This window comes from Pseudoalteromonas sp. CF6-2 (genome assembly GCF_021729425.1).
Classification (GTDB): Bacteria; Pseudomonadota; Gammaproteobacteria; order Enterobacterales; family Alteromonadaceae; genus Pseudoalteromonas; species Pseudoalteromonas arabiensis.
This window is the reverse complement of the sequence record NZ_CP091442.1, coordinates 2,029,328-2,053,311: the sequence shown is the minus strand read 5'-3', so window position 1 is coordinate 2,053,311 and position 23,984 is coordinate 2,029,328. Positions and strand designations below refer to the sequence as shown.

Annotated in this window: 19 protein-coding genes; 3 read left to right on the top strand and 16 right to left on the bottom strand. The window is 41.6% G+C overall.

Going from position 1 to position 23,984, the window contains the following annotated elements; translation table 11 throughout:
• Positions 1–50: 50 nt before the first annotated feature.
• The 9 genes from L3Q70_RS09500 to ccoN all read right to left on the bottom strand — a co-directional run bounded on the left by L3Q70_RS09500 (position 51) and on the right by ccoN (position 7,951).
• A complete protein-coding gene (locus tag L3Q70_RS09500; protein WP_062569274.1) occupies positions 51–785 on the bottom strand; it encodes an FNR family transcription factor in 735 nt (244 codons plus the stop codon).
• A 37-nt stretch (positions 786–822) separates the two neighbouring features.
• On the bottom strand, positions 823–1,494 hold the full coding sequence (locus L3Q70_RS09495; protein ID WP_062569273.1) for a sulfite exporter TauE/SafE family protein: 672 nt from the start codon (positions 1,492–1,494) through the stop codon (positions 823–825).
• Positions 1,487–1,654, bottom strand: coding sequence for a cbb3-type cytochrome oxidase assembly protein CcoS (gene ccoS, locus L3Q70_RS09490; protein ID WP_036967866.1), 168 nt, complete (start codon positions 1,652–1,654; stop codon positions 1,487–1,489). Before ccoS ends, L3Q70_RS09495 begins: the two co-directional genes overlap by 8 nt.
• Entirely contained in the window at positions 1,651–4,026 is a 2,376-nt protein-coding gene (locus L3Q70_RS09485; RefSeq protein ID WP_237114171.1) for a heavy metal translocating P-type ATPase, read from the bottom strand. The genes ccoS and L3Q70_RS09485 overlap by 4 nt, the downstream gene beginning before the upstream one ends.
• 9 nt (positions 4,027–4,035) lie before the next feature.
• The gene (locus tag L3Q70_RS09480; RefSeq protein ID WP_062569271.1) at positions 4,036–4,527 is read right to left on the bottom strand and encodes a FixH family protein; all 492 of its coding nucleotides are present in this window, start codon (positions 4,525–4,527) and stop codon (positions 4,036–4,038) included.
• 150 nt (positions 4,528–4,677) lie between these two features.
• Entirely contained in the window at positions 4,678–5,643 is a 966-nt protein-coding gene (ccoP, locus tag L3Q70_RS09475) for a cytochrome-c oxidase, cbb3-type subunit III (RefSeq protein ID WP_062569270.1), read from the bottom strand.
• On the bottom strand, positions 5,640–5,825 hold the full coding sequence (locus tag L3Q70_RS09470; protein ID WP_062569269.1) for a cbb3-type cytochrome c oxidase subunit 3: 186 nt from the start codon (positions 5,823–5,825) through the stop codon (positions 5,640–5,642). The genes ccoP and L3Q70_RS09470 overlap by 4 nt, the downstream gene beginning before the upstream one ends.
• A 5-nt stretch (positions 5,826–5,830) precedes the next feature.
• A complete protein-coding gene (gene ccoO / locus L3Q70_RS09465) occupies positions 5,831–6,505 on the bottom strand; it encodes a cytochrome-c oxidase, cbb3-type subunit II (protein WP_062569268.1) in 675 nt (224 codons plus the stop codon).
• Between the two features lie 12 nt (positions 6,506–6,517).
• A complete protein-coding gene (gene ccoN, locus L3Q70_RS09460) occupies positions 6,518–7,951 on the bottom strand; it encodes a cytochrome-c oxidase, cbb3-type subunit I (protein ID WP_062569267.1) in 1,434 nt (477 codons plus the stop codon).
• Positions 7,952–8,296: 345 nt separating this feature from the next.
• On the opposite strand from ccoN, the gene L3Q70_RS09455 reads away from it, so the two are divergent.
• The 3 genes from L3Q70_RS09455 to L3Q70_RS09445 all read left to right on the top strand — a co-directional run bounded on the left by L3Q70_RS09455 (position 8,297) and on the right by L3Q70_RS09445 (position 13,445).
• The gene (locus tag L3Q70_RS09455; protein WP_237114170.1) at positions 8,297–8,707 is read left to right on the top strand and encodes a hypothetical protein; all 411 of its coding nucleotides are present in this window, start codon (positions 8,297–8,299) and stop codon (positions 8,705–8,707) included.
• Positions 8,708–9,266: 559 nt separating this feature from the next.
• Complete coding sequence (locus L3Q70_RS09450; protein ID WP_237114169.1) at positions 9,267–11,969, top strand: TonB-dependent receptor; 2,703 nt, start codon at positions 9,267–9,269, stop codon at positions 11,967–11,969.
• A gap of 108 nt (positions 11,970–12,077) precedes the next feature.
• Entirely contained in the window at positions 12,078–13,445 is a 1,368-nt protein-coding gene (locus L3Q70_RS09445) for a hypothetical protein (protein WP_193987411.1), read from the top strand.
• A 27-nt stretch (positions 13,446–13,472) separates the two neighbouring features.
• Here L3Q70_RS09445 and L3Q70_RS09440 read toward each other — a convergent pair whose 3' ends face one another.
• From L3Q70_RS09440 to L3Q70_RS09410, 7 genes are all read right to left on the bottom strand, one after another.
• The gene (locus L3Q70_RS09440; RefSeq protein WP_062569263.1) at positions 13,473–13,730 is read right to left on the bottom strand and encodes a hypothetical protein; all 258 of its coding nucleotides are present in this window, start codon (positions 13,728–13,730) and stop codon (positions 13,473–13,475) included.
• Between the two features lie 11 nt (positions 13,731–13,741).
• Complete coding sequence (locus L3Q70_RS09435) at positions 13,742–14,575, bottom strand: peptidoglycan binding protein CsiV (protein ID WP_237114168.1); 834 nt, start codon at positions 14,573–14,575, stop codon at positions 13,742–13,744.
• Positions 14,575–18,048: a transcription-repair coupling factor gene (gene mfd, locus L3Q70_RS09430; RefSeq protein WP_062569261.1), complete on the bottom strand. Its 3,474-nt coding sequence runs from the start codon at positions 18,046–18,048 to the stop codon at positions 14,575–14,577. Before mfd ends, L3Q70_RS09435 begins: the two co-directional genes overlap by 1 nt.
• A gap of 29 nt (positions 18,049–18,077) precedes the next feature.
• Positions 18,078–18,971 carry a carbon-nitrogen hydrolase gene (locus tag L3Q70_RS09425; protein ID WP_237114167.1) on the bottom strand — a complete coding sequence of 298 codons (894 nt, stop codon included), beginning with the start codon at positions 18,969–18,971 and terminating at the stop codon, positions 18,078–18,080.
• A complete protein-coding gene (locus L3Q70_RS09420; protein ID WP_237114166.1) occupies positions 18,964–20,022 on the bottom strand; it encodes an agmatine deiminase family protein in 1,059 nt (352 codons plus the stop codon). Before L3Q70_RS09420 ends, L3Q70_RS09425 begins: the two co-directional genes overlap by 8 nt.
• An 84-nt stretch (positions 20,023–20,106) precedes the next feature.
• Positions 20,107–20,700 (bottom strand): PilZ domain-containing protein, encoded by a 594-nt coding sequence (locus L3Q70_RS09415; RefSeq protein WP_237114165.1) that lies wholly within the window; start codon positions 20,698–20,700, stop codon positions 20,107–20,109.
• A gap of 104 nt (positions 20,701–20,804) precedes the next feature.
• Positions 20,805–23,978: a multidrug efflux RND transporter permease subunit gene (locus L3Q70_RS09410; RefSeq protein WP_062569258.1), complete on the bottom strand. Its 3,174-nt coding sequence runs from the start codon at positions 23,976–23,978 to the stop codon at positions 20,805–20,807.
• Positions 23,979–23,984 lie beyond the last annotated feature (6 nt).

Below are 23,984 nucleotides of genomic sequence, written 5' to 3'. Positions count from 1 at the left end.
TTCAGAACAGTTAAAGGGGCAAGCCAGATAAAGTTGCGCTAAATCAAACTCTATTTACATTTGATAGCAGCAGTTGTCGCCAGCGCTTGTTGATCTAAAATCGTAATAAACTTACCTTCAACCTTGATAAGCCCCGCTTTTTGGAAGCGACTTAGTAGACGACTAATCGTTTCAACGGTTAAACCCAGATAGTTGCCGATTTCTCCGCGTGTCATGGTTAAACGAAACTCTTTGCGTGAAAAGCCGCGTTCGCCAAAACGCTCAGCGAGATTAAAAATAAAGCTGGCTAAACGTTCTTCAGCAGATTTTTTATTGAGTAGTAGCAGCATTTCTTGGTCATAGTTAATTTCGTTACTCATCAAACGCATAATTTGCTGACGTAGCTTAGGGAGCTTACCTGCTAACTCGTCAAGGGTATCAAATGGAATTTCACATACCATAGAGGTTTCAAGTGCTTGTGAGAAGCTTTGATGTGCCATTTTATTTATAGCATCAAAGCCAACAAGATCGCCCGCTAAGTGGAAACCCGTTATTTGTTCATCACCCTGCTCAGAGAGTGTATAAGATTTGAATGACCCTGAGCGTACTGCATAGATTGCATTAAGGCTTGCTCCAGACTCGAAAAGGTAATCGCCTTTGTGGAGTGGCTTTTTACGTTCAATAATTTCATCAAGTCGATCCATTTCCTGACCATTGAGTGAAAATGGCAAACATAGCTGACTGATACTGCAATTGTTGCAGCTAATCGTACATAAGCTTTTTGACTTGTTTTGAGAAAAGTCCATACATCCAATCCATTCAAATAAGTTAACAACACGAATACTAATGAACGAGTTTATCGGTTGCTATAATTAATAAGTATATACCGTACCATATTATTACACTTCCTAGAATAACCCTAGTCCAAACATGGTTTAAAAAAGTGTTTATTTTATGGCTAACAAGCCCAACACTGACCATTGCAGGGAAGGTACCTAGTGCAAAAAAGAGCATAACACCGGCGCCATGTGCTGCTGATGGGCTTGTTAATGCCCATGTTAACGCCGAATAAACCAAGCCACAAGGAAGCCAGCCCCATAATGCACCATATAATAATGCTTTTGGTAGGGAGTTAACCGGCAAAAGGTGGCGATTAAGTTTGACTAAATGCTGCCATATTAGAGTTTTTCCAAGTTTCTCAAGCCATTGTAAAGTGGCAGCTAAACGCATAATGTAAATTCCAACGAGTAGCATGAATAGGCCGCTGAGGAAGGATAATACAATGGCTAACTGAGAATTTTGTGCGGCAAATTTGCTACTGATCCCAGCGACTAGTGCGCCAGCAAGCATATAACTTAGCGCTCTGCCAAGATTGTAAGCAACAGAATAACTGACAGCTTGTTGTTTTTTTGCAGCAAGCTGTAAACTGCTTGCTATACCACCGCACATAGCAAGACAATGCCCACTCCCGAGCAAACCCATAACAAAGGCGCTGATAAATAGGGGGTCAATCATTACTTTTATTATGTTGCTCTTTGTCGTCTTCAAATAAGATGCTGTGGCCTTGCTTATTTAAATCAGAAAATTGTTCGCTTTTTACAGCCCAAAAGAAAACGCCAATTGCAATAATTACAAATAATATAGCAATAGGGATTAGCATATAGATAATACTCATAGTTTTAATAACCTTAATGAGTTAGTAATAACCAGAATGGAGCTTGCAGACATACCAATTACAGCCATCCAAGGTGCAACGAGGCCAAGAGCAGCCAGTGGTAAAATCGAACCATTATAAATGAGTGACAACGCCAAGTTTTGCTTCACAATTCGACGCGTTTTTTTCGATACAGTGAGCAAGTGTTCAATTGCATTTAAGTCACTGTTGAGTAATACCACATCTGCACTATTTTTGGAAATATCAGCCCCTGTTTCCATGGCAATAGATAAATGCGCGCTGGCAAATACAGGGCTGTCATTGACACCATCACCCACCATAGCAACAATGGCACCTTTACCTGCAAGTGCTTCAACATGAGTTTGTTTATCACGAGGGCTACATGCTGCATGCACGGTATCTAGATTTAGCTGCTTTGCGAGTCGCTCACCACTGTTTGACGCATCGCCCGTTAACATATGGCATTTGAGCTGCTGTGAATGAAGTTTAGTAATCAATTTTTCTGCGTTATCACGTAAGCTGTCAGCCAAATAAAAACGAGCAATAACTTGTTTGTTGATATATAACGTTGCTTGTGCATCCGCTTTGTCAGTATCAAACCAACCACTTTTACCTATCGCAAGATGTTGATCATTAAGCTCAGCTGTAATGCCTTTACCAGGCTCGATGGTAACATTTTCGATTTGATTCACAGTGTCGTTATAACCAGCGAATGCATTGGCAATCGGGTGCTCAGAGAAGCTCTCAAGTTGAGCGGCTAAGCGTAATACATCTGCTTCACTATAACTACTGTTTACCATTTCAACTCGCTCTATGGTAAACCGACCTTGCGTTAAGGTGCCTGTTTTATCAAAGGCGATATCTGTTAATTGTGGTAGCGTTTCTAACACATGGGCTTGTTTAATTAAGATACCGCGTTTAGTGAGACTGGCAACCGCACAAGTTAGCGCAGTTGGAATCGCTAAACTTAGCGCACAAGGGCAGGTTGCGACAAGCACAGAAATAGTAATCCAAAAGGCATGTTCAGGGTCTATTTGATACCAACCAATTGCTGTTATTGAGGCAAACAGTAATAAACAAGCAACAAACCACTGTGCCACTTTATCAGTGATTTCAACTAATCTTGGGCGCTTGGTTAGTGCTGTGTGTTGCAGTCTAATAATTTGATTAAGCAGTGTGTTTTGACCAATTTTGTTAATTTCAATACTGATTACACCATCATGGTTAATGGTGCCAGCGAAAACTTGATGGCTTACAAATTTATTAACAGGTTGATGCTCGCCTGTCATCATGGCTTCATCAACAGTTGTTTTACCTTTGATTACGACACCATCGGCAGGGATGGTTTCACCGGCTTTAATCAAAACAATATCACCTAGTTTTAGCTTTTTAGCGGCAATAATCGATTCTTGATTGTTTTTATCGATAATACGGGCGGTAAGAGGCAGTAATTTTTGTAGATTAGCAGTGAACTCACTGGCTTTTAAACGGGCTCTAAATTCTAAATATTTACCTAATAATAATAAGAAGGTAAACATACAGATAGATTCAAAATAAACTTCGCCAACAGACATTAAAGTGGCATAACAGCTTGCCCCGTAAGCACCAAAAATAGCTAAAGATACGGGTAAGTCCATGTTCAACTGTTTGGCTTTTAACCCATTAATGGCATTGGTTAAAAATGGTAGGGCACTGTATAGGATAACGGGTGATGCAAGTACTAAGCTTATCCATCGAAAGTATTGTTCAAAGTCTTCTTCCATGCCCGAGAACATGCCAAAATACATGGCAAAAGCGAACATCATAACCTGCATGGTCATTAGGCCCGCCACACCTAAACGGCGGATGTACGCTTTTGCGGCTTGTTGTTTTTGACTGGCTTCCAAGTCAGCCTGAAACGGATATGCTTTATAGCCGATTTCGTGTAACGAGGTGATAATTTGGCTAAGTGGGGTAACCGATTTATCCCACTGGATCATGGCACGATTAGTCGATGTATTTACATCCACGCGCTTAATTGCTTTTAAATTAAGTAACTGTTTTTCAATTAACCAAGCACATGCCGCACAGGTTATACCTTCAACGGTGAGAAGCACTTCAGATAAGTCGTTGGCGGCTGAAATAAATTCGTCTTGAATATCCTCGTTATCATAGCTTTTAATTAATTCAAGCTGTTCAGGAACAAGTTGTTCTACCTTGCCAGAGCGCACCGTTCTGAATTTATAGTAATCGGTCATGCCTTGGGCGACGATATTCTCAGCAACCGTTTGGCAGCCAATACAACACATAGGTTGTGCCTTACCGTCTATTTCGACAGTCGCATTAAAGCCTTTTGGCACACTTTCAAGACAATGAAAGCAATTATCAGACATGAGAGTTTACTACTTATATTCAGGGCTAATCGAAATTGTTTTTTCAGTTGGTAGAATAATATCTTCTTTTAGTTTCCAACTACCATCAATAGGTTCAATAAACACTGTGTAAGCACCATTTACATGCGCATCTAATAGGGCGGTGAAATCGCCATGGGCGTTTTTCATCAGGCTAACATCAAAATCGTTTGCTTTAATGGTGCGGTGGTAAAATGACATTTTTAAAGAATGTACATTACTCGCATCACCTTTAGTGAAAACAAACGTGACTTTGTCGTCGGTCACATTTAAGTCACCATGCAAATAGAGCGCCTTTGCTTTGTTAAATTTACTGAGTTCAAGGTTGATAGCTTTGCCTTTTTTATAATAGTCATCGACAACCATGTCGGGCCCGTTGCCAATAGCCATGTAAATAAGACCAGCACAACCAATGATAGCGGCAAGTGGAAAAGAGATTAAAAACCAAGGCCAAAAATTTTTATACCAAGGAGTGGGGTTCATAGTACTTACTACCTTTAAAAACGTTGTACGCATTTTATCGGATCTAAAAGCAAAAGACTAAAAAAAAGCCTCCAGATGGAGGCTTTTTTGATCTTAATTAATCTATTGAATTAAAAGATTAATTGAATATACATTTTATTAACCGCGTGGTTATTTTTCTTGTGACAAGCTGTAAACGTACGCTGTTAACAGGTGTACTTTATCTTCACCTAAAATGTCTTTCCATGCTGGCATAACACCTGCACGGCCATTGATAAGTGTTTCTTCAACGGCACGTTTAGAACCACCATATAACCAGATGTTATCTGTGAGGTTAGGTGCACCAAATGGTAAGTTATGAGCTACTGAACCTTTACCGTCAGCACCGTGACACGCAGCACACATTGCAAACTTAGCTGCACCTGCTTCAGCGTCTTTTTGGTTAACAGTACGGCCAGATAGGCTTAGTACGTGAGCTGTCATTTCTTTAATGCCTTGCTCACCTAATGCATCACCCCAAGGTGGCATCGCAGCAACACGACCATGAAGAAGTGTTTCTTTGATTTTATCTGGTGTGCCGCCATACAACCAATCGTTATCCGTTAGGTTAGGGAAGCCTTGACCACCACGTGCATCTGAACCATGACATTGAGCACAGTTTTGAGAGAATAAACGTTGACCAATTTCAAGCGCTTTTTCATCTTTAACCAGAGTCTCAATATCTTGTTTAGCAAATGCTTCAAAGATAGGGCCGAAACGCTCATCAGCTGCGATAAACTCTTGGTCTAATTGAACGTTTTCACCATTAGCTAATGCTTGCTCAGTTGCCTTTTTAGACTCTTCTAAAGAGGTGATACCTTGGTTAGAACTTGTCCACTTACCTAAACCTTCCCAGTTACCTAAACCTGGGTAAGCTGCAAGGTAGTATACAGACCAAATAAATGTCGCGAAGAACATGTAAGTCCACCACTTTGGTAGTGGATTGTTTAGCTCTTCAATGCCATCAAACTCGTGACCACAGCTCTCACCTTCTTTAACACCTGTGTAGTTTTTTAAGTTCCACAGAAGTAGGCCGAAGATGATAGCAAGACACGCAAGGGTTAAAACGATAACCCATATACTCCAAAAGCTAGTCATTTCTCAGACTCCTTTTCCTCGTTAGAGATTGTGTTGTTGTGTTTTTTTTCATCTTCAAATATGGCATTGGCAGCGTCATCAAAACGACTTTTGCTACGCTTGCTGTATGCCCAAACAACAATCACAATAAACAGTACTAAAATTACCAGAGTCAAAATGCCTCTGTATGTTCCGTAATCCATAATAATTACTTCAAGTGTGTGCCAAGCTGTTGCAAGTAAGCGATTAGAGCTTGCATTTCAGTTGCGCCTTCACCATTGTTCATGGCTTCAATTTTCGCAATGTCAGCTTGTAGCTCTTCGTCGCTTCCATAACCTTTACCGTCGTAACGGCTACTCGCTTTGTCGATCCCGAAACTATCACGGAATATTTGAAGCTTTTTAAGAGTATGGGTCGTATCGACTCTGTTTTCGTCTAACCAAGGAAACGCTGGCATATTTGACTCTGGAACCACAGCACGTGGGTCCATTAAGTGAGCATGATGCCAATCGTCTGAATAACGTTCACCAACACGAGCTAGGTCCGGACCAGTACGCTTAGAACCCCATTGGAATGGGTGATCCCATACTGATTCACCAGCTACAGAGTAGTGACCGTAACGCTCAACTTCGTCACGGAATGGACGAATCATTTGTGAGTGACAGTTGTAACAACCCTCACGTACATAAATATCGCGACCTTCCATTTCTAAAGCTGTAAGAGGGCGTAGGCCATCAACAGGTTTAGTTGTATCGTCTTGGAACATTAGTGGAGTAATTTCAACAAGTGCACCAAAGCTGATTGCGAAGACAGTCAAGATAGCCATTAGGCCAACATTTTTTTCGACTATTTCGTGTTTGTTTTGTGAATTATTATTGCTCATCGTTCTACTCCGTTATGCCAATTGTGCGTCAGCGTCTAATTGCAGCGAGTCTTTTTTCGCAGCAACAGTACGATAAACGTTGTAAGCCATAATTAGCATACCTGTTACGATGAATACACCGCCTAGGAAACGCATGATATAGAACGGGTATGAAGCTTCTAAAGACTGTACGAAGCTGTACATTAACGTACCGTCTGAGTTTACTGCACGCCACATTAGACCTTGCATAACACCTGAGATCCACATTGCTACTATGTATAGAACAACACCCACAGTGTGTAACCAGAAGTGCGTGTTAACTAATTTAACACTGTACATACGGCCTTGTGAGAATAGTGCAGGGATTAGGTGATAGATAGCACCGATAGAAATCATTGCAACCCAACCTAGTGCACCTGAGTGTACGTGACCTACAGTCCAGTCAGTGTAGTGAGAAAGCGCGTTAACTGACTTGATAGCCATCATCGGGCCTTCAAACGTAGACATACCGTAGAAAGAGAGAGAAACAACTAAGAAACGTAATACTGGGTCAGTACGTAGCTTATGCCAAGCACCTGATAACGTCATGATACCGTTGATCATACCACCCCAAGATGGAACGAATAGGATCACTGACATAACCATACCTAAGCTTTGTGTCCAGTCAGGTAGTGCCGTGTAATGAAGGTGGTGAGGACCAGCCCAAATATATAAAGAGATAAGTGCCCAGAAGTGAACGACCGATAGGCGGTATGAATAAACAGGGCGGCCTGCTTGTTTTGGTACGAAGTAGTACATCATACCTAGGAAACCTGCAGTTAATAAGAAACCAACAGCGTTATGACCGTACCACCACTGAACCATCGCATCTACAGCACCTGCGTAGATAGAGTAAGATTTAGTGAGTGAAACTGGAATTGCCATGCTGTTTACAATGTGTAATACAGCGACAGTAATAATGAAACCAGCGTAGAACCAGTTCGCAACATAAATGTGCGACACTTTGCGTTTGATTAACGTACCAAAGAATACAACCGCATAGGTAACCCAAACAACCGCGATAAGAATATCGATTGGCCATTCTAGTTCTGCGTATTCTTTTGAGCTTGTGATACCTAGAGGTAAGGTAATCGCTGCTAGTACGATAACAAGTTGCCATCCCCAGAAGGTAAAGGCTGCTAGTTTATCTGAGAAAAGTCGCGTTTGACACGTACGTTGTACGACGTAATAAGACGTCGCAAAAAGTGCACTCGTACCAAATGCGAAAATTACTGCGTTCGTATGTAACGGACGTAGTCGAGAGTATGTTAACCATGGTGTATCAAAGTTAAGTGCTGGCCAAGCTAATTGGGCAGCAATCAGAACCCCAACACTCATGCCAACGATGCCCCAAATCACTGTCATAATAGCGAATTGGCGTACAACCTTATAGTTGTACTCAGTTTGTGATGCTACTGTTTGGCTCATTTTCTGGCTTCCGCTGCAATTAATGCGTTTAGAAATGAATTACCCACCTACTGTAAAATAAGCGGGCCCTACTATTACTTCACAAGCGTGTTACCTAAAGCTAGCCAAAGACGTTAACTTCAGAAAACAAACTCGAGAAACCCTTATTTTTGCGATGGAAATGATAAAATTTTTGACCTTAAAAAGATAGGTCAATTGCATAAAATTATGACATCAATCAAATTTTAACGTTTTGTTGGTTATTTTTTGTCAGCCATTGTGTTTTTTTAAGTCATTCAATTTAACATAGTTGTTTTTTATAGCGCGGCTGACTAGTATCCGTTTTATTTTTACAGGCAAATAAAAATGAAAAACATCCCACTTCTTCTAACCTTGTGCCTTTTAGTCACTGCTTGTGATAGGGAAAGTATAGAAGAGCCAAGTGTATCTGCAACCTGTAAAAATAATGACCATTGCTTATTTGCTAATAAAACTGAAGTTTGGCTTTCAGCACCCAACATTACTCCTGAAACCCCATTTACAATTAATTTAAAGCTTCCTGATGGGGCAAGCATCAGTTCAGCGAAACTTGAAGGGGTGACTATGTATATGGGTTACATACCTTTGCAATTTAAAAAGGGCACCAATTACTGGCATGCAGATACCATGGTTGGTTTATGCTCAGAAAAAGTAATGACTTGGAAAATGACTGTATCTTATATAGGTACGGATGATCAAACACACAGTCTATTTTATTACTTTGACTCTCGTTATTAATAAGAACTCCTTTAAAAGCAAGTGCTTAGAAGTTTATTTCCACTATCTATAGCCGCACTTAAAAGTTTCATCAGTTTTTTCAACAAAAAACGTTAAAAGTTGGAACTTATTACAATATTCATCCCCTAATAATGCATTAGTAAGCTAACTTTATCTATTTAGTTAGTTTTTGTGAATAACTATGGTTAGCAGATTTATTGACCTATTACGGTTTTTATAATGATGTGTGATCAACTTGTAAAAATTTCATAGATAGGAATATTTGCTGAGCAATTACATTTGATTACAAAGTGAATACAATTAGTTTCATTGGTATTTTTTTTGTGTCTCACCTTTTTTATCTACATGTAATACAAGTGTTTTTTATTATTAACATTGACACATCGTGAAACTTTATTACCTGTAAAGGGTACTGAAAATTTAGGTTGTATTTTATTTGATCTATCATTCAGTTTTCATTCAGTTAAACCCGCCTAAGTTGCCTCCCGCTGACTCGTGATTCTAATAATAACGAGCGCTACCTAACTAAAGGTAAATTTCCAACAAGTAGGGTTTTCACATGAAAAAATCAATTCTTGGTTTAGCTGTTGTTTCAGCTATCCCAATGTTCTCAAGCATGCAAGCTTTAGCTGCTGATGACGCAGCTGAGTCAATCGAAAAGATTCAAGTTACTGGTTCACGCATCAAGCGTTCTGATATGGAAAACGCTAGCCCAGTAACAATTATTGGCGCTGATGACATCAAAGCTATGGGTGCAACAAGCATCGATAGCGTATTACAAAAAATGACTGCCACTGGCGGCGCGATGACTAACCCTGGTATCAATAATGGTTCAGGCGGTAACGCACGTATCGATTTACGTGGTTTAGGTTCAAGTCGTACATTAGTACTTGTAAACGGTCGTCGTATGATCGCTTCTGGTACAGGCGCAGCATCGACTGTTGATTTAAATACTATCCCAGTTTCAATGATCCGTTCTGTTGAAGTACTTAAAGATGGCGCATCAGCTGTATACGGTACTGACGCAGTAGCAGGTGTTGTAAATATTATCCTTAAAGATGATTTCGAAGGCCTAGACATGAACGCAAATACTGCGATCACTGGCGAAGGCGATGCTACAGAAAACTCAATTGACTTCACTGTAGGTACATCTTTTGACAAAGGTAATATCGTAATCGGTATGCAGTACACTGACCGTGGTAAAGCTTCTCAAGCAGACCGCGACTTCTCTGAGTGTCCTCTGGCTGAAGGTAGCAATGGCCTATACTGTACTGGTTCTTCATACAATGAAGGCGGTCACATTTGGAATGGTAATGGCGAGAAAGGCCTAACTGTTAACGCTAAAGGTGAAGATACGCCAGTATCTCTTATCAACGACAGCGGTGTAACAGGTCGTGGTGGTGATTATCACCGCTATGGCAATGCTGATGCATACAACTACTCACCAGCTAGCTACCTTTACACGCCAATGGAGCGTTTAAACCTTACTGGTATCGCGACATACGAATTATCTGACGATACGTCGTTATTCACTGAATTCACATACACTAAGCGTTGGTCAGAGCAACAAATGGCTCCACAACCAGTATGGTTCGATTTCGAATACACTGAAAACATGGGTAACGCACTTCTTAGCCAAAGCTATGATGAGCGTGTTGACCTTGATGGTGACGGCTACCTAGATAAAAATGCTGATGGCAGCTACGTGACTCAAGAAAGAAACTACCAATATGGTGATAAGATTTCTTACGGTCGTCGTATGTCTGACACAGGTGCTCGTTACTTCGAACAATCTGTTGATACTGTACGTGCTGTTGTTGGTGCACAAGGTTTCATCGGTGATTACTCTTGGGACGTTTCAGCTAACTTCGGTCGTAACGACTCAGTAGATAAGCTAAGCAACCTTCACAACATGGGTGCTATCCAAGACCAAATTCTTGAAGGTACTTTCAACCCATTAGACCAATCTGCATGGGTATCTGATGACTTCCGTAAGAATGTTTACACAGAAGTAAACAACGGTGGTAGCCAGTTATTTATTCTAGCTGCATCTGTTTCAGGCGAAATGTTTGAAATGCCAGCTGGTTACGCTGCATTCGCTGCAGGTATTGAGCGTCGTCAAGAGAAAGCATGGTACACACCAGATTCTCTAACAGCACAAGGTTTGGCAAATGATCCTCCAGTTGAACCAACAGCAGGTGGCTTTGACGTAAATGAAGCATATGTTGAGTTTGCATTACCACTATTAGCTGATGCACCATTTGCACAAAATGTTGAACTAAGCGCTGCTATCCGTGCGTTTGACTACAGCACATTTGGTTCTGACGAAACGTGGAAACTAGGTTTAACATGGAAAGCAAACGATGAATTAATGCTACGTAGCGTTGTTTCAACAGCATTCCGTGCGCCGACTGTTGATGAGCTTTACTCAGGTAATTCACCATCATTTGAACAAATTAACTTCCCTGGTGCTCAACAGCAAGCTGAAGTAACTGTTGGTGGTAACTCACTACTTACTCCAGAAGAAGCTGACACGCTAACTGCTGGTATCGTATATGACCCAGAGTGGCTAGACGGTTTCAGCATGACACTTGATTACTACAAGATTGAAATCGAGAATGCGATTGCATCTGTGAATGAGCAATATATTGTTGATCAATGTTTAGCTACTTCTAGCAACGCAAATACGACACTTTGCCAATCTGCTAACATCAGCATGGACAGCACTGGCCGTGTTAAATTCAATAACCAATTACAAAACATTGGTTCTGAAGAAACATCTGGTTTTGACCTTAACTTAACATACAGCTTCGAAGCTGCAGGCCTTAACTGGAGAGCAACGCTTGATACAACATACCTAGACGAGTACGTTGTAACGGTTCTTGATGACACTGTTGATTACGCTGGTCTTATCACTTCTGGCCTAGGTGGTTATGCTGACCTTAAGTCTAACTTTACATTATCAGCACGCGGCGAAAGCTGGGATGCAACGTATAAAGCACGTTACATTGCTGGTATGGATAGCTACTCTTGTCAAGCAGATCCATCAAGCTGTTTAGCACCTACAACACCATCTGTTGTTTATCATGACATCAGCGGTTCATACTTACTATCTGACCGTGTGACGTTATCTGCAGGTGTTAACAACTTGTTTGATAAAGAGCCACCTTACTACTCAGGTAACAATGACTCAAACACTGACCCGTACACATACGATGTACTAGGTCGTCGTTTCCACGCTGGTATTAACGTTAAGTTCTAATCTAGCTTGAAATGAATACTAAGGCCCAGTTTTTACTGGGCCTTTTTTATTGTCTGAAAGTCTATCAACGCGTAAACTATAGAGGTATTTTTAACAAACGAGGTAATATTGCTTAAACAAGACGAAAACTTATCTTTTATTATTGAGCCTGAGCTTAACCCACGTTCAGAGCAGCGTCTCGACCTGTATTTCTCTATTCCCAATGAAATGAGTGTGAACCCGCAAACACTCAGTGAAGAATCCTATTTTAATAACCATTTTAAATCGCACTTAGCTTATAACGCTAATAACATTCACTTACCTTTAGTACGCAGTCGCTTTGTTAGTAAAAATAAAGGTGAACAACAAGATTATCGGCAAAACTTAAACCTCTATTGCTACCAAGTAAGGCTTGCACTGAATGCCGATGTTAAAGATACCTTGCAATATAAAGATGCAGAATTATTTTACCCCGCAGCACAAGAGCTTTGTGAACAAACGCAAGGTCTTCTGAAAAAGTTAAGACGCTACACCCCAGATGATGAAAAGCTGTTACCATTTTATAAGAATGCAGATAATTATTTAAGTTGGCACGTAGAACAGTCATTTTTGAAGTTACTAGACGAGGGGCCACGTAGCAGTGACTATGCAAAAGAGCGGGGCGATCTACTGCAATTTTGTAAAGCGGAAAATAACTACAGAGAAGAGCAAGAATATAACTCACAATCCACTTTAGAAGATGCCAATCGCATCACGAACAAGATGCGTTTACTGCAGCGCTTAATTGAGCATGGCGTCATTTTAAGCCGACATACGCGTTACTTGAATAGTTACCTAAAGCGTATGGTTAAAGGCACAGTCACAGCAGTTATCATGGCTTTTGTGATGCTTGTTGTGCTTAATGCGCGTTCTAACTTTACTGAAGTGACGGCCACTCTGATTTTGATATTAGGAGTTATTTATGGCCTACGTGAGATATTTAAAGAAGATATCACGCGGGTTATTTGGCGTGCTATTGTTAGAGGGCGTCCAAAGTGGCGTTTTCAGTTTAGAAATAGTATTACAAAGGATAAAATAGCCAGTCAATATATTTGGCTTGAGTATACCTCTTTCAAACGTATTCCTTTGAAGGTAAGGAAAATCTTTTCAAAACGTCGCCACCAAAATAAGCAGGCTGCACAGTGGTTACATTTTGCCAGTGAAACGCAAGTTAATGCGAAAAAGTTCTTACCTGGTTATGATAGCTTGCAGCAAACAATTAACTTTAGTTTAGCGCCGTTTGCTCGTTACTTAAAACGGGGTGAAGGTAAGCTTTATCATTTAGAAAGCAATAAAATATCAAAACAGTCGGTTGAGCGGCGATATCAATTAAATTTAGTGCTTGTGTTCAGTGAAAGTGGGCAAGAAACCTTGTATCAACGCTATAAAATTACGTTAAACCGCAGCAAAATAGTGAATATAGAACAAATTTACAGCCAAGCTGAAGAAAAGGAGTAGGGTAGCTTGAGCCGCCCTACGAGGAAGTTATTTAGCGCCCAAACCTGTTTTGCTGTATAGCGAAACTTTGTCAGAAACGAGCGTTATTTCGATATTTTTATCTTTATTACCCCAAATGCAGTTCGTGTGTAGGGTTTTCTCCTCACATGAATCAGCAGAGCCTAAAATGGCTTCTACTTCTGTTTTATCCATCCCGATTTTGATCTTTTCGTAATTTTCTAAACTTACTTTTGAACAGCCGGCTAATGCAAGTGCTGTTGCAGCAATTACCATATATTTTTTCATAGTCATTTCCATTAATGGTTGTAGCGTCGTATTTGTACAATCATCCCCATTCTAGGATGATCGAAATAGTGTATTTCATTACTAATCACACGTTTAAATTGTGAAAAGCGAGCTTTCTCGTAGTCACCAGTCTCTAAACGTTTGCTAATATCAAAGTCGGCATTAATGAAAAGGTAATGGCGTACATATATTTTCATTAAGCCATCTAACTCCCACTTGGGAGCACTTTGTATTGTGTCAGGTATATATTGCTGTGTAGGCGAGACCAAGCTTATAAAATCGGTATCAATATTTGTAGTCGTTGATTGTTCAGATTGTAAATGCTCCCCAGCAAATAGGCGTATACTGGGCGCTCTTGATTGGATCATTTCAGGGAAACGCCAACCGGTATGCAAAATAGGGGTTAAGCCTTTTCTATCCAGCTGGTTTTTTTGTTCAGTGAATTGTAAATCTGATGAAGCGATAAGATATATTTCATCAGTATCTTCACGAGACTTAACTGAAGGTGTAACAGGTAATTGCGTATAGCTAGATAAAAAGTCCACACTATCATCACACACATTAGAGTGCGGTGAGTTGCTGACTAGACTGTCTGTAAAAGAGTTTGATTTAAAACGAGTGTCACCTTCTATACAGGCTTGCCTTGCTTGTTCTTCAAGGGCTGGCGTGAGCAAGTCCAGTTTGTTCTTTGCATTGATTTCATCGTGTTTTAAACTGAAATCTTCTTGTAAGTAAGGGGCAGGGCGCTGTTTATAAATAAGAACTTCAATTTCGAACCAGCGAGTTGCAAAGGCTGAGCTCGTAAATAAGCAGCAAAGCAAAATAAAACTATTTCTAAACAACATTAATGGCTAACCTTTTTTTCGAAATCTGCAATCATTGCAGTGACCATTTTTAAGCGTTCACGAGGATTTGCCTCGCTAATAGCAAAGCGCAGTTTGTTTGCGCCATCCATTTTATACACCTGCGGTGCACTTTGTATCAAACCTATAATGAAGCTAGGGTTAACCTTTGTATGCTGGCTAAACTCAAAATAGCCGCCTTTCGGGTTTGCTTCAATCTTCTTAATACCAATATGACTTGCTTGTAGTTTTAATTGCTGCAGACTGAATAAGTTTTTCGTCGCGTCAGGCAGCAGACCAAAACGGTCAATCAGCTCGACTTGTAACTCGTCCATATCATTGAGGTTAGCACAGCTTGCAATGCGTTTATAGATACCTAAACGTGCATTTACATCATGAATATAATCATCGGGTAATAACGCTGGTAGCTTTAAGTCAACCTCAGTTTGCTGGCCGAGCAAGTTTTCAAGGGTTGGCTCTTTGCCTTCTTTGAGCGAGTTGACCGCCTGTTCAAGCATCTCCATATACAAACTAAAACCAATGGTTTGCATTTGACCTGATTGATCATCACCGAGCAGTTCACCAGCACCACGAATTTCTAAATCATGCGTTGCGAGCGCAAAACCTGCACCTAGATCTTCCAGTGATTCAATTGCTTCTAGGCGCTTAACGGCATCTTTAGTTAACGATTTGGGGTTGCCAGTCAGTAGGTAGGCATACGCTTGGTGGTGGCTACGGCCAACACGACCACGCAATTGGTGAAGCTGTGCCAGACCGAGCTTGTCTGCTCTATCCATAATAATAGTGTTGGCAGTGGGTACATCGATACCGGTTTCGATAATGGTGGTACACACAATCACGTTATATTTTTGGTGATAAAAATCACTCATAATTTGCTCAAGCTCGCGCTCTCGCATTTGACCATGTGCCGTTGTTACGCTGGCTTCAGGTACCCATTCAGTGATTTCTTCCGCAACTCGGTCGATCGTTTCAACATTATTATGTAAGAAATACACCTGACCACCACGTTTAATCTCACGCAGAATTGCTTCGCGGATAAGTTCAGCATCTCTTTGTCTAACAAAGGTTTTAACGGCTAAACGTTTCGCAGGCGGTGTGGCAATAATGGATAAGTCACGCATGCCACTCATTGCCATGTTTAATGTACGTGGGATAGGGGTTGCAGTGAGCGTTAAAATATCGACATCGGCACGTAATGCTTTAATTTTTTCTTTTTGGCGCACACCAAAGCGATGTTCTTCATCAACAATCAATAATCCCAAGTCTTTAAATTGAATATCTTGTTGAATAAGCTTGTGCGTACCAATTACGATATCTAATTTACCCTCGGCCATTCTATCTAGGGTATCTTTCTGCTCTTTGGTTGAGTTAAAACGTGATAAAACACCCACCTCAATGGGTAAATCGGCAAAACGGTCTTTAAAGTTTTCATAGTGTTGTTGAGCAAGCAGTGTGGTTGGGACAAGTACAGCGACTTGCTTATTATCATTTACTGCAACAAAGGCTGCGCGCATTGCCACTTCTGTTTTACCAAAGCCAACGTCACCACACACTAAACGGTCCATTGCTTGTTTACTTTGCATATCACCCAGCACAGACTCTATGGCGTTGCGTTGATCGTCAGTTTCTTCAAATGGGAAGCTATCGCTAAACTGACGATATGCACTGCCATCAAGCTTAAATTTATTGCCGGGCTTTGCTTGTCGTTTAGCGTAAATATCTAATAGCTCAGCAGCCACATCACGGACTTTCTCGGCGGCACGTTTCTTGGCTTTTTCCCACGCATCGGAGCCTAATTTATGGAGCGGGGCAGAGGCTTCTTCGCCACCTGAATAGCGGCTCAGCATATGTAACGCAGAAACGGGCACGTATAGTTTTGCCTCGTTGGCGTAGATGATCGTAACAAACTCGGTGATCACACCCGCAGCATCGATAGTTTCAAGGCCTTGATAGCGGCCGACACCATGGTCAAGGTGAACAATTGGTTGGCCTTCACGTAATTCAGCAAGGTTACGAATAAGCGCATCTTGGCTGGCTTCGTATTTGTGTTTACGGCGTCGTCGCTGCGAAACCTTGATGCCTAATAATTCTTGCTCTGTAATGATGGTTAAACGCGGTTTACCGTCTAACACCACACTTTGCTCAAGTGGTGAAACGATAAGGCCAACATCACTGGTACTATTGGTAAAATCGCTAAACGATTCAAATTCTTTAAGCTTTAAACCACTTGGTTTTAATAAGGTGAGTAATGATTCGCGGCGGCCATCCGATTCAACAGAGAGCAGCACGCGGCCTTTTTGTTTTTTCTCGCTGGCAACATAGTCAATTAAACCTTGATACGGTTCATGTAACTTATGATCAATACGCACATTCGGCAGTTCTTTACTGGCAAGGTTTGTATGCCCTGCTTTGGTGCCTAACTTTGCTTGCGATAAACGAATACGTGCGTATTTAGCAAATTCACCAAATAGTTCATTAACGCTTTGATAGAGCTTTACAGGTTCAAGTAAAGGCCTGAGCGGATCAACACGGCGGTTTTCATAGCGTACATTCACATCATGCCAAAATTGATCAGCTGCATGTTCTATATCGCCAAAATGCATAAACGTCGTATTGCTTGGTAAGTAATCGAAAATAGTTGCCAGTCCATCAAAAAACAGTGGCATGTAATATTCGATACCCGCAGGCCAGGTTCCTTTGGTAACCTGCATATAAATTGAGTCTTGCTCAGAGCTTGCGCCAAAATGTTCACGATAATTAATACGAAAACGCTCAATGTCAGCATCGTTGGTTGGGAATTCGTGAGCTGGCAGTAACTCAATTTTGTCGACCTTTTCATCTGAACGTTGGCTTTCAACATCAAATAAACGAATGCTGTCGAGCTCATCATCAAAAAAGTCTAAACGAAATGGGTGCGGGCTACCCATAGGGTATAGGTCAACGATAGAGCCGCGAATCGCGTATTCACCATGCTCCATCACTTGTTGTACATGTAAATAGCCCGCTTGTTCTAAGTTTTCACGCAGTGTATGAGTATCTAGGGTATCGCCCACTTTAAAGTTAAGGGTTGAACCATAAATAAACGAAGCAGGGGCTGTACGCAGCATTAAGGTTGACACTGGCACGATTAATACACTTTGTTGTTCTTTTTTTAAGGTATTTAACGTGGCTAAGCGCGCCGAAATAATATCTTGATGCGGCGAAAAATGATCATAAGGCAGTGTTTCCCAGTCAGGGAAGACCATGACTGGGTTTTCAGGCAACAGAAATTCGAGTTCAGTTTCAAGGCGTAGGGCACTTGGCGTATCAGGGGTGACAATCACAACCAACTCGTTGTGTTGTTTTACACCTTCTGCGATGGCGATGCTAAGACCGCTACCGGTAAGTTGCCCCCATTGAATTTTATCTTTTTCAGATTTTACCCAAGGCAATGCTGCCCATTGCGCAAACGCCATTTACTACTCCTTTAAACTGTTTTTACTGCTTAGTCTCGATAAATCTTGGTTAAGTCCTGATAGTGATCGATACGACGATCACGAAGGTATGGCCAAATTCGACGTATGTTTTCACTACGTGCTTGGTCTAATTCAACAACGAGTAATTGCTCATCGCTGTTGTTCGCTTCAGCTAAAATTTCACCTTGAGGACCCGCAATAAACGAGTTACCCCAGAACTGAATACCTTCACTTTGAGTGCTTGGATCACTTTCGTGGCCAACACGGTTACAGCTGATCACCGGTACGCCATTGGCAACTGCATGAGCGCGTTGTGAAATAACCCAGGCGTCTTTTTGACGTGTTTGCTCGTCTTTTTCATCACGCGGGTCCCAACCAATGGCTGTAGGGTAAATTAAAATTTCAGCACCGGCCATGGCGATTAAGCGTGCAGCCTCTGGGAACCACTGATCCCAACACACTAATACGCCTAGTTTACCAACAGAGGTTTGAATAGGCTCGAAACCTAAATCACCCGGTGTGAAGTAAAACTTCTCGTAAAAACCTGGGTCATCAGGAATATGCATTTTACGGTATTTACCGGCAATGCTGCCGTCAGTTTCAAGTACCACAGCAGTATTGTGATAAAGACCTGTAGCACGCTTTTCGAATAATGATGACACGATCACCACATTGAGTTCTTTGGCAAGTGCACCTAAGATGTCTGTGCTTGGGCCCGGAATGGTTTCTGCTAAATCAAAAACATCTACATCTTCGGTTTGGCAAAAATATAAACTGCGGTGTAGCTCTTGTAGAACAATAAGCTTAGCGCCTTGGCTTGCTGCATCACGAATACCAGCAATTGATTTTGCCATATTGTCTTGAGCATTATCGGTGTTTGATTGCTGAACAAGAGCAACCTTTAAATGCGTTGGTTTAGTCATTGTTTGTTCCTGCTAAAAAGCCGCGCGGTAATTGCATTGTAATACAGTGTAAGCTGCCAAATTGGTGAATAATTGGCACACAATTAATACCCACCACAGTGTGATCTGGGTATGCTTTGGCAACCTGACCAAGCGCCAGTTGATCGTTTTCGTCACCATAAATTGGCACTAAAACGGTTTTATTGATAATTAAATAATTAGCATATGTGGCAGGGAGTCTGTCACCATCTTCATTGAACACTGCTTTTGGCCAAGGTAAGGCAATCAGCGTGTAGTTTTCACCTTCTGCTGTTTTAAATGATTGCAGTTGTTTTTCCATTGCATCAAGGGCAGCAAAGTGCTCATCATTTTTATCGTCGCACTGAACATAAACAAGGGTGTTGTTTGGTGCAAAACGTACCAGCGTATCAATATGGCTGTCGGTATCATCACCTGCAAGATAGCCGTGATCAACCCAAAGGAAAGACGTAGCACCCAGTTGCTCAATCAGCGTCTTTTCTATATCCGCTTTTGTAAGTTCTGGGTTACGATTTGGGTTTAATAAACATTCGCTGGTTGTGAGTAGCACGCCGTATTCATTAATTTCAACGCCGCCGCCTTCAAGAACCAGCTCACTTTGCTGATAAGCATTTTTAGGATTAGCGATTTGCTTTACAAGCACTTGATTAATTTGGTTATCGAGATCACTTGCAAATTTATTGCCCCAGCCATTAAAAATAAAATCCATCACTTTTAATTGCGTTGCGTCATCAATATTCGCGCAGGTCAATGGGCCATGGTCACGTGCCCAGGTATCGTTACACGGTGTCACCACAAAGTGAATGCGATTAGCATCAACCTCTGTATTTGCAAGTAAAGCTGCAATATGTGTTTTTAGGGCATTATCATGGGCCACGATAACAACATCTTGTTGTTGGCTAATTGCTTGGCAAAGCGCTACATACACAGGCTCAACAGCTGTTAAATTTGCTGCCCAATCCGTGTCTTGATGAGGCCAAGTGAGCATTACGGCATCTTGCTCAGCCCATTCAGGTAAAAGTCTAAATTTCATGAAGGTAATAAACAAACTAAGGTGGGGCTAGTTTAGCATTTTAGCCATAGATGTCAGCTTTTTGTGCGCGATTAAGCGCGATTTTTAATTGTCTTGCTGATTGTTTTCTTGCTGACGTTTTTTTAGTTGACGTGTTTGTGCGTGTAAGGCAGCCCTTACGACTAAATCTTGGTCTGCATCACGAATGGCAGTAAACAATAAGGTATATTGATATTTATCATCATCGCATTTTTCAATGGCCACTAATTCGGTATAGCAATAAATAGCCGATGCTTCGTGTTGTAAGAATAACTTAGTGCGAAATGTTTGCCCTAATTCATATACATCAGTTGAGGTCAATTTTACGCCACCGCCGCCATAACTATCGCAATAGTTTGCGTTATCGTCAGGCTGCTCTGAAGCTAAGATATGACTCATGATTAAATCGATTTTACGAGACTGCGCCTGTAAAAACGCTGCCAATTCCTGTGCAACATCACCTAGATTACGCAGTGGTCGTAAGCTTGTTTGTTCAAGTTCGTTTACTTCGTTGGCAAGTTTAAATAGAGCAGGGATATCCGCTTCGAGTTCAGCATTGGTTTTTGGCACAGCACTTGATTCAACCGCATATAAATTGACACGGTTGCTCTCGTTGATTTGAAAAAACTGTTCAAATTCGGCTAATTTTTGATTATTCATGCTGTACTCCACACATCTTTCCTTAATACTAGCGTTGGAAGCTGTAAATTGCTAGTAATCCAATAATCAAAAAAAGGGCAAACTCATTGTTTGCCCTTCATTTTTTACAGATTACCCTCTTGGGTTTTGACATGTTCTTGTTGATGATGTTCTGCTATCTCATCAGCAAGTTCTTGTCTTGAGCGTTTTTCAGTTAACTTACGCGCCGTTAACCAATAAAAGAATAAAGGCACAAAGAATACCGCAAGGAATGTGGCGGCCATCATTCCGCCCATAACACCCGTACCAACACTGTGACGTGCCCCCGCGCCTGCACCAGTGCTCAGTACTAAAGGCACTACGCCTAAAATGAAAGCAAGCGAAGTCATAATGATTGGTCTAAAACGTAAACGAGCAGCCTCAAGTGCAGCAGTACTTGCGCTCCAGCCTTGTTGATGTTTCATCAAGGCGTATTCAACGATAAGAATCGCGTTTTTACTGGCAAGACCAAGTAGTGTTACCAGACCAATTTGGAAGTACACATCGTTTGTCATGCCAACAACCCAAACTGCTATAAGCGCACCAAAGGTACCAAATGGCAGGGCAAGCATAACTGAAAATGGTAATGACCAACGTTCATATAGCGCTGCTAAAATCAAAAATACCATGATCACAGCAAGGCCTAAGGCAATTCCTGTGGTACCAGAACTGCGTTTTTCTTGGAATGCAGAGCCTGTCCATTCGTAGGTCATATTAGGGGGTAACACGGCTTGTGCAATTCGTTCAACTTCAGCAATGGCTTGGCCTGAGCTGTAACCTGGCGCTGCATTACCCATCAGTTTAACAGCTGGTAAGTTGTTGTAGCGGTTAAGATTTTCTGGGCCACGGCTATACTCAATGGTGGTGAATGCTGAAAGCGGTACCATAGTACCTTGGTTGTTTTTAACATAGATACGGCCAATGTCATCAGGCTTCATTCTAAATTCGGGTTCAGCAGACATTAGCACTTGCCATGCTCGACCAAATTTATTGAAGTCGTTAACGTAATAAGTCCCTAAGTTACCCGCAAGGGCATTAAATGCAGCATCTATCTCAACACCCATGGCACGCGCTTGTTCACGATCAATATCCACTTTTAATTGTGGGGCATCTGGTCGCCAGAGTGTTTGCAGACCACTGATGATAGGGCTCTTTTGCGCTTCGGCTGTCATTAACTGCATGGCTTGCTGTAGCTTATCAGGGTCACTATCACCTTTGTTTTGAATGTAAAACTCAAAACCACCAGTGTTACCTAAACCAAAGATAGCAGGTGGATTAAAGGCAAGTACGAGTGCTTCTTTAATACCCGCCGTTTTCATGAATAGCTCTTGCACAAGTGCTTTGGTATCAACTTCGCGTTCATCCCAATGCTTTTGGGTCACGAATAAGGTCGCAGCACTATTTTTGTAGCCACCACCAATAAAGTCAAAACCGGTAAACGCCACCACGTTCTCGTTAGCAGGGTTTGACTGCACTGCTTTTACAACTTGTTGCGTTACTTGTTCGGTGCGCTCAAGTGATGAACCGTCAGGTAAGAAAATCGCAGAGATGTAATAACCTTGGTCTTCATCAGGCACTAATGAACCAGGCGTATTTTGCCAAAGGCCTATAGTTGCAACAATCATCCCAGTCATAAGAATTAAACCGAGTAAACCGCGTCGAATCATAAAGCCAACGGCACCTACATATCGCCCTGTGATTTTTGTAAAAGTAGCATTAAACCATAAGAAGAAGCGGGCTGTTTGCTTATGCTCTTGCTTCAAAATAAGCACACAAAGAGCAGGCGTCATTGTTAAGGCGACCACACCCGATAAACTTACAGCAATCGAAATGGTAATAGCGAACTGGCGGAATAATTCACCAGTTAAGCCACCTAAAAATGCGATAGGCACAAACACTGAACACAGTACTAGAACAATCGCCACAACAGGGCCGCTAACTTCACCCATGGCCTTAACTGCGGCGTCTCGTGCACCTAGCCCTTCTTCGTGCATGATACGCTCAACGTTTTCAAGCACCACGATAGCATCATCAACAACAATACCAATCGAAAGCACCATGCCGAATAAGGTTAACGAGTTAATTGAGTAACCCAGCATGTACATACCCGCAAACGTGCCCAGTAGTGATACGGGGACTGCGAGAGTTGGAATAAGTGTTGCGCGCCAGTTTTGTAAGAATAAATACACCACTAAGAATACCAATACCATGGCTTCAAGCAGTGTTTTTACTACTTCACGAATCGATACTTCAACAAAGCGGGTCGTGTCATATGAGGTTAAATGAGCAAGCCCGATAGGGAACTGACTTTTCATTTCTTCAATAACACTGTTTACTTCTTCAGCAACATCTAGGGCATTGGCGCCTGGTTGTAAGAAGATACCTAATAGTACCGCTTCTTTACCGTTTATTGTGCCTTTAAAGTTATAGTCTTTTGAACCCAGCTCAATGCGTGCTACGTCTTTTAATCTTAAGCTACTGCCATCAAGATTTGAGCGAATAATAATATTTTCAAATTGCTCAGGCTCTGACAAACGGCCTTGTGCGGTCACACTGTAAACCAGTTCTTGAGGAGATTTAGACGTTGGTGTCGCACCAATTTTACCGGCAGCATATTGTGAGTTTTGCACACGAATGGCGGCTGAGATTTCTTCAACAGTGACACCGAGCTGGCTCATAACATCTGGACGTAACCAAATACGCATGGCGTAATCTTTGGCACCAAATATTTGCACACTCGTAGTGCCTGGAATACGTTTAATACGATCCAGCACATTCATAGTGACATAGTTTGATGTCCATAAACTTGAGCGAGAACCATCTGGTGAATAAAAGGCGTGTACCTGTAAAAAGCTAGAAGAGCCTTTTTGTACCACCACACCTTGGCGGCGTGTTTCTTCTGGTAAGCGCGCTTCAACCTGCTTAACACGGTTATTAACATTGACTGCGGCCTGATCGACATCAGTGCCAATTTCAAATGTTACTTCAATTGTGGTCGAACCCGAGCTAGTTGATGTAGACGACATATACATCATGCCCTCAACACCAGTTATTGCATTTTCGATCGGCGCTGCCACTGTTTGTTCGAGTACCTCGGCAGATGCACCTGGATAGGAAGCTGTCACTTGCACTACAGGAGGCGCTATTTCAGGGTACTGAGCAATAGGTAAACTGCGCATCGCAGCAAGGCCCGCAAGCACAATAACAATCGATATAACAAACGCGAAAATCGGTCTGTCTATAAAATAACGAGAAAACATAAGACT

Excerpts from the sequence above, each read along its gene's own strand:
- L3Q70_RS09500 (WP_062569274.1), bottom strand. The coding sequence starts at position 785 with ATGGACTTTTCTCAAAACAAGTCAAAAAGCTTATGTACGATTAGCTGC.
- L3Q70_RS09495 (WP_062569273.1), bottom strand. The coding sequence starts at position 1,494 with ATGATTGACCCCCTATTTATCAGCGCCTTTGTTATGGGTTTGCTCGGG.
- ccoS (WP_036967866.1), bottom strand. The coding sequence starts at position 1,654 with ATGAGTATTATCTATATGCTAATCCCTATTGCTATATTATTTGTAATT.
- L3Q70_RS09485 (WP_237114171.1), bottom strand. The coding sequence starts at position 4,026 with ATGTCTGATAATTGCTTTCATTGTCTTGAAAGTGTGCCAAAAGGCTTT.
- L3Q70_RS09480 (WP_062569271.1), bottom strand. The coding sequence starts at position 4,527 with ATGAACCCCACTCCTTGGTATAAAAATTTTTGGCCTTGGTTTTTAATC.
- ccoP (WP_062569270.1), bottom strand. The coding sequence starts at position 5,643 with ATGACTAGCTTTTGGAGTATATGGGTTATCGTTTTAACCCTTGCGTGT.
- L3Q70_RS09470 (WP_062569269.1), bottom strand. The coding sequence starts at position 5,825 with ATGGATTACGGAACATACAGAGGCATTTTGACTCTGGTAATTTTAGTA.
- ccoO (WP_062569268.1), bottom strand. The coding sequence starts at position 6,505 with ATGAGCAATAATAATTCACAAAACAAACACGAAATAGTCGAAAAAAAT.
- ccoN (WP_062569267.1), bottom strand. The coding sequence starts at position 7,951 with ATGAGCCAAACAGTAGCATCACAAACTGAGTACAACTATAAGGTTGTA.
- L3Q70_RS09455 (WP_237114170.1), top strand. The coding sequence starts at position 8,297 with ATGAAAAACATCCCACTTCTTCTAACCTTGTGCCTTTTAGTCACTGCT.
- L3Q70_RS09450 (WP_237114169.1), top strand. The coding sequence starts at position 9,267 with ATGAAAAAATCAATTCTTGGTTTAGCTGTTGTTTCAGCTATCCCAATG.
- L3Q70_RS09440 (WP_062569263.1), bottom strand. The coding sequence starts at position 13,730 with ATGAAAAAATATATGGTAATTGCTGCAACAGCACTTGCATTAGCCGGC.
- L3Q70_RS09435 (WP_237114168.1), bottom strand. The coding sequence starts at position 14,575 with ATGTTGTTTAGAAATAGTTTTATTTTGCTTTGCTGCTTATTTACGAGC.
- mfd (WP_062569261.1), bottom strand. The coding sequence starts at position 18,048 with ATGGCGTTTGCGCAATGGGCAGCATTGCCTTGGGTAAAATCTGAAAAA.
- L3Q70_RS09425 (WP_237114167.1), bottom strand. The coding sequence starts at position 18,971 with ATGACTAAACCAACGCATTTAAAGGTTGCTCTTGTTCAGCAATCAAAC.
- L3Q70_RS09420 (WP_237114166.1), bottom strand. The coding sequence starts at position 20,022 with ATGAAATTTAGACTTTTACCTGAATGGGCTGAGCAAGATGCCGTAATG.
- L3Q70_RS09415 (WP_237114165.1), bottom strand. The coding sequence starts at position 20,700 with ATGAATAATCAAAAATTAGCCGAATTTGAACAGTTTTTTCAAATCAAC.
- L3Q70_RS09410 (WP_062569258.1), bottom strand. The coding sequence starts at position 23,978 with ATGTTTTCTCGTTATTTTATAGACAGACCGATTTTCGCGTTTGTTATA.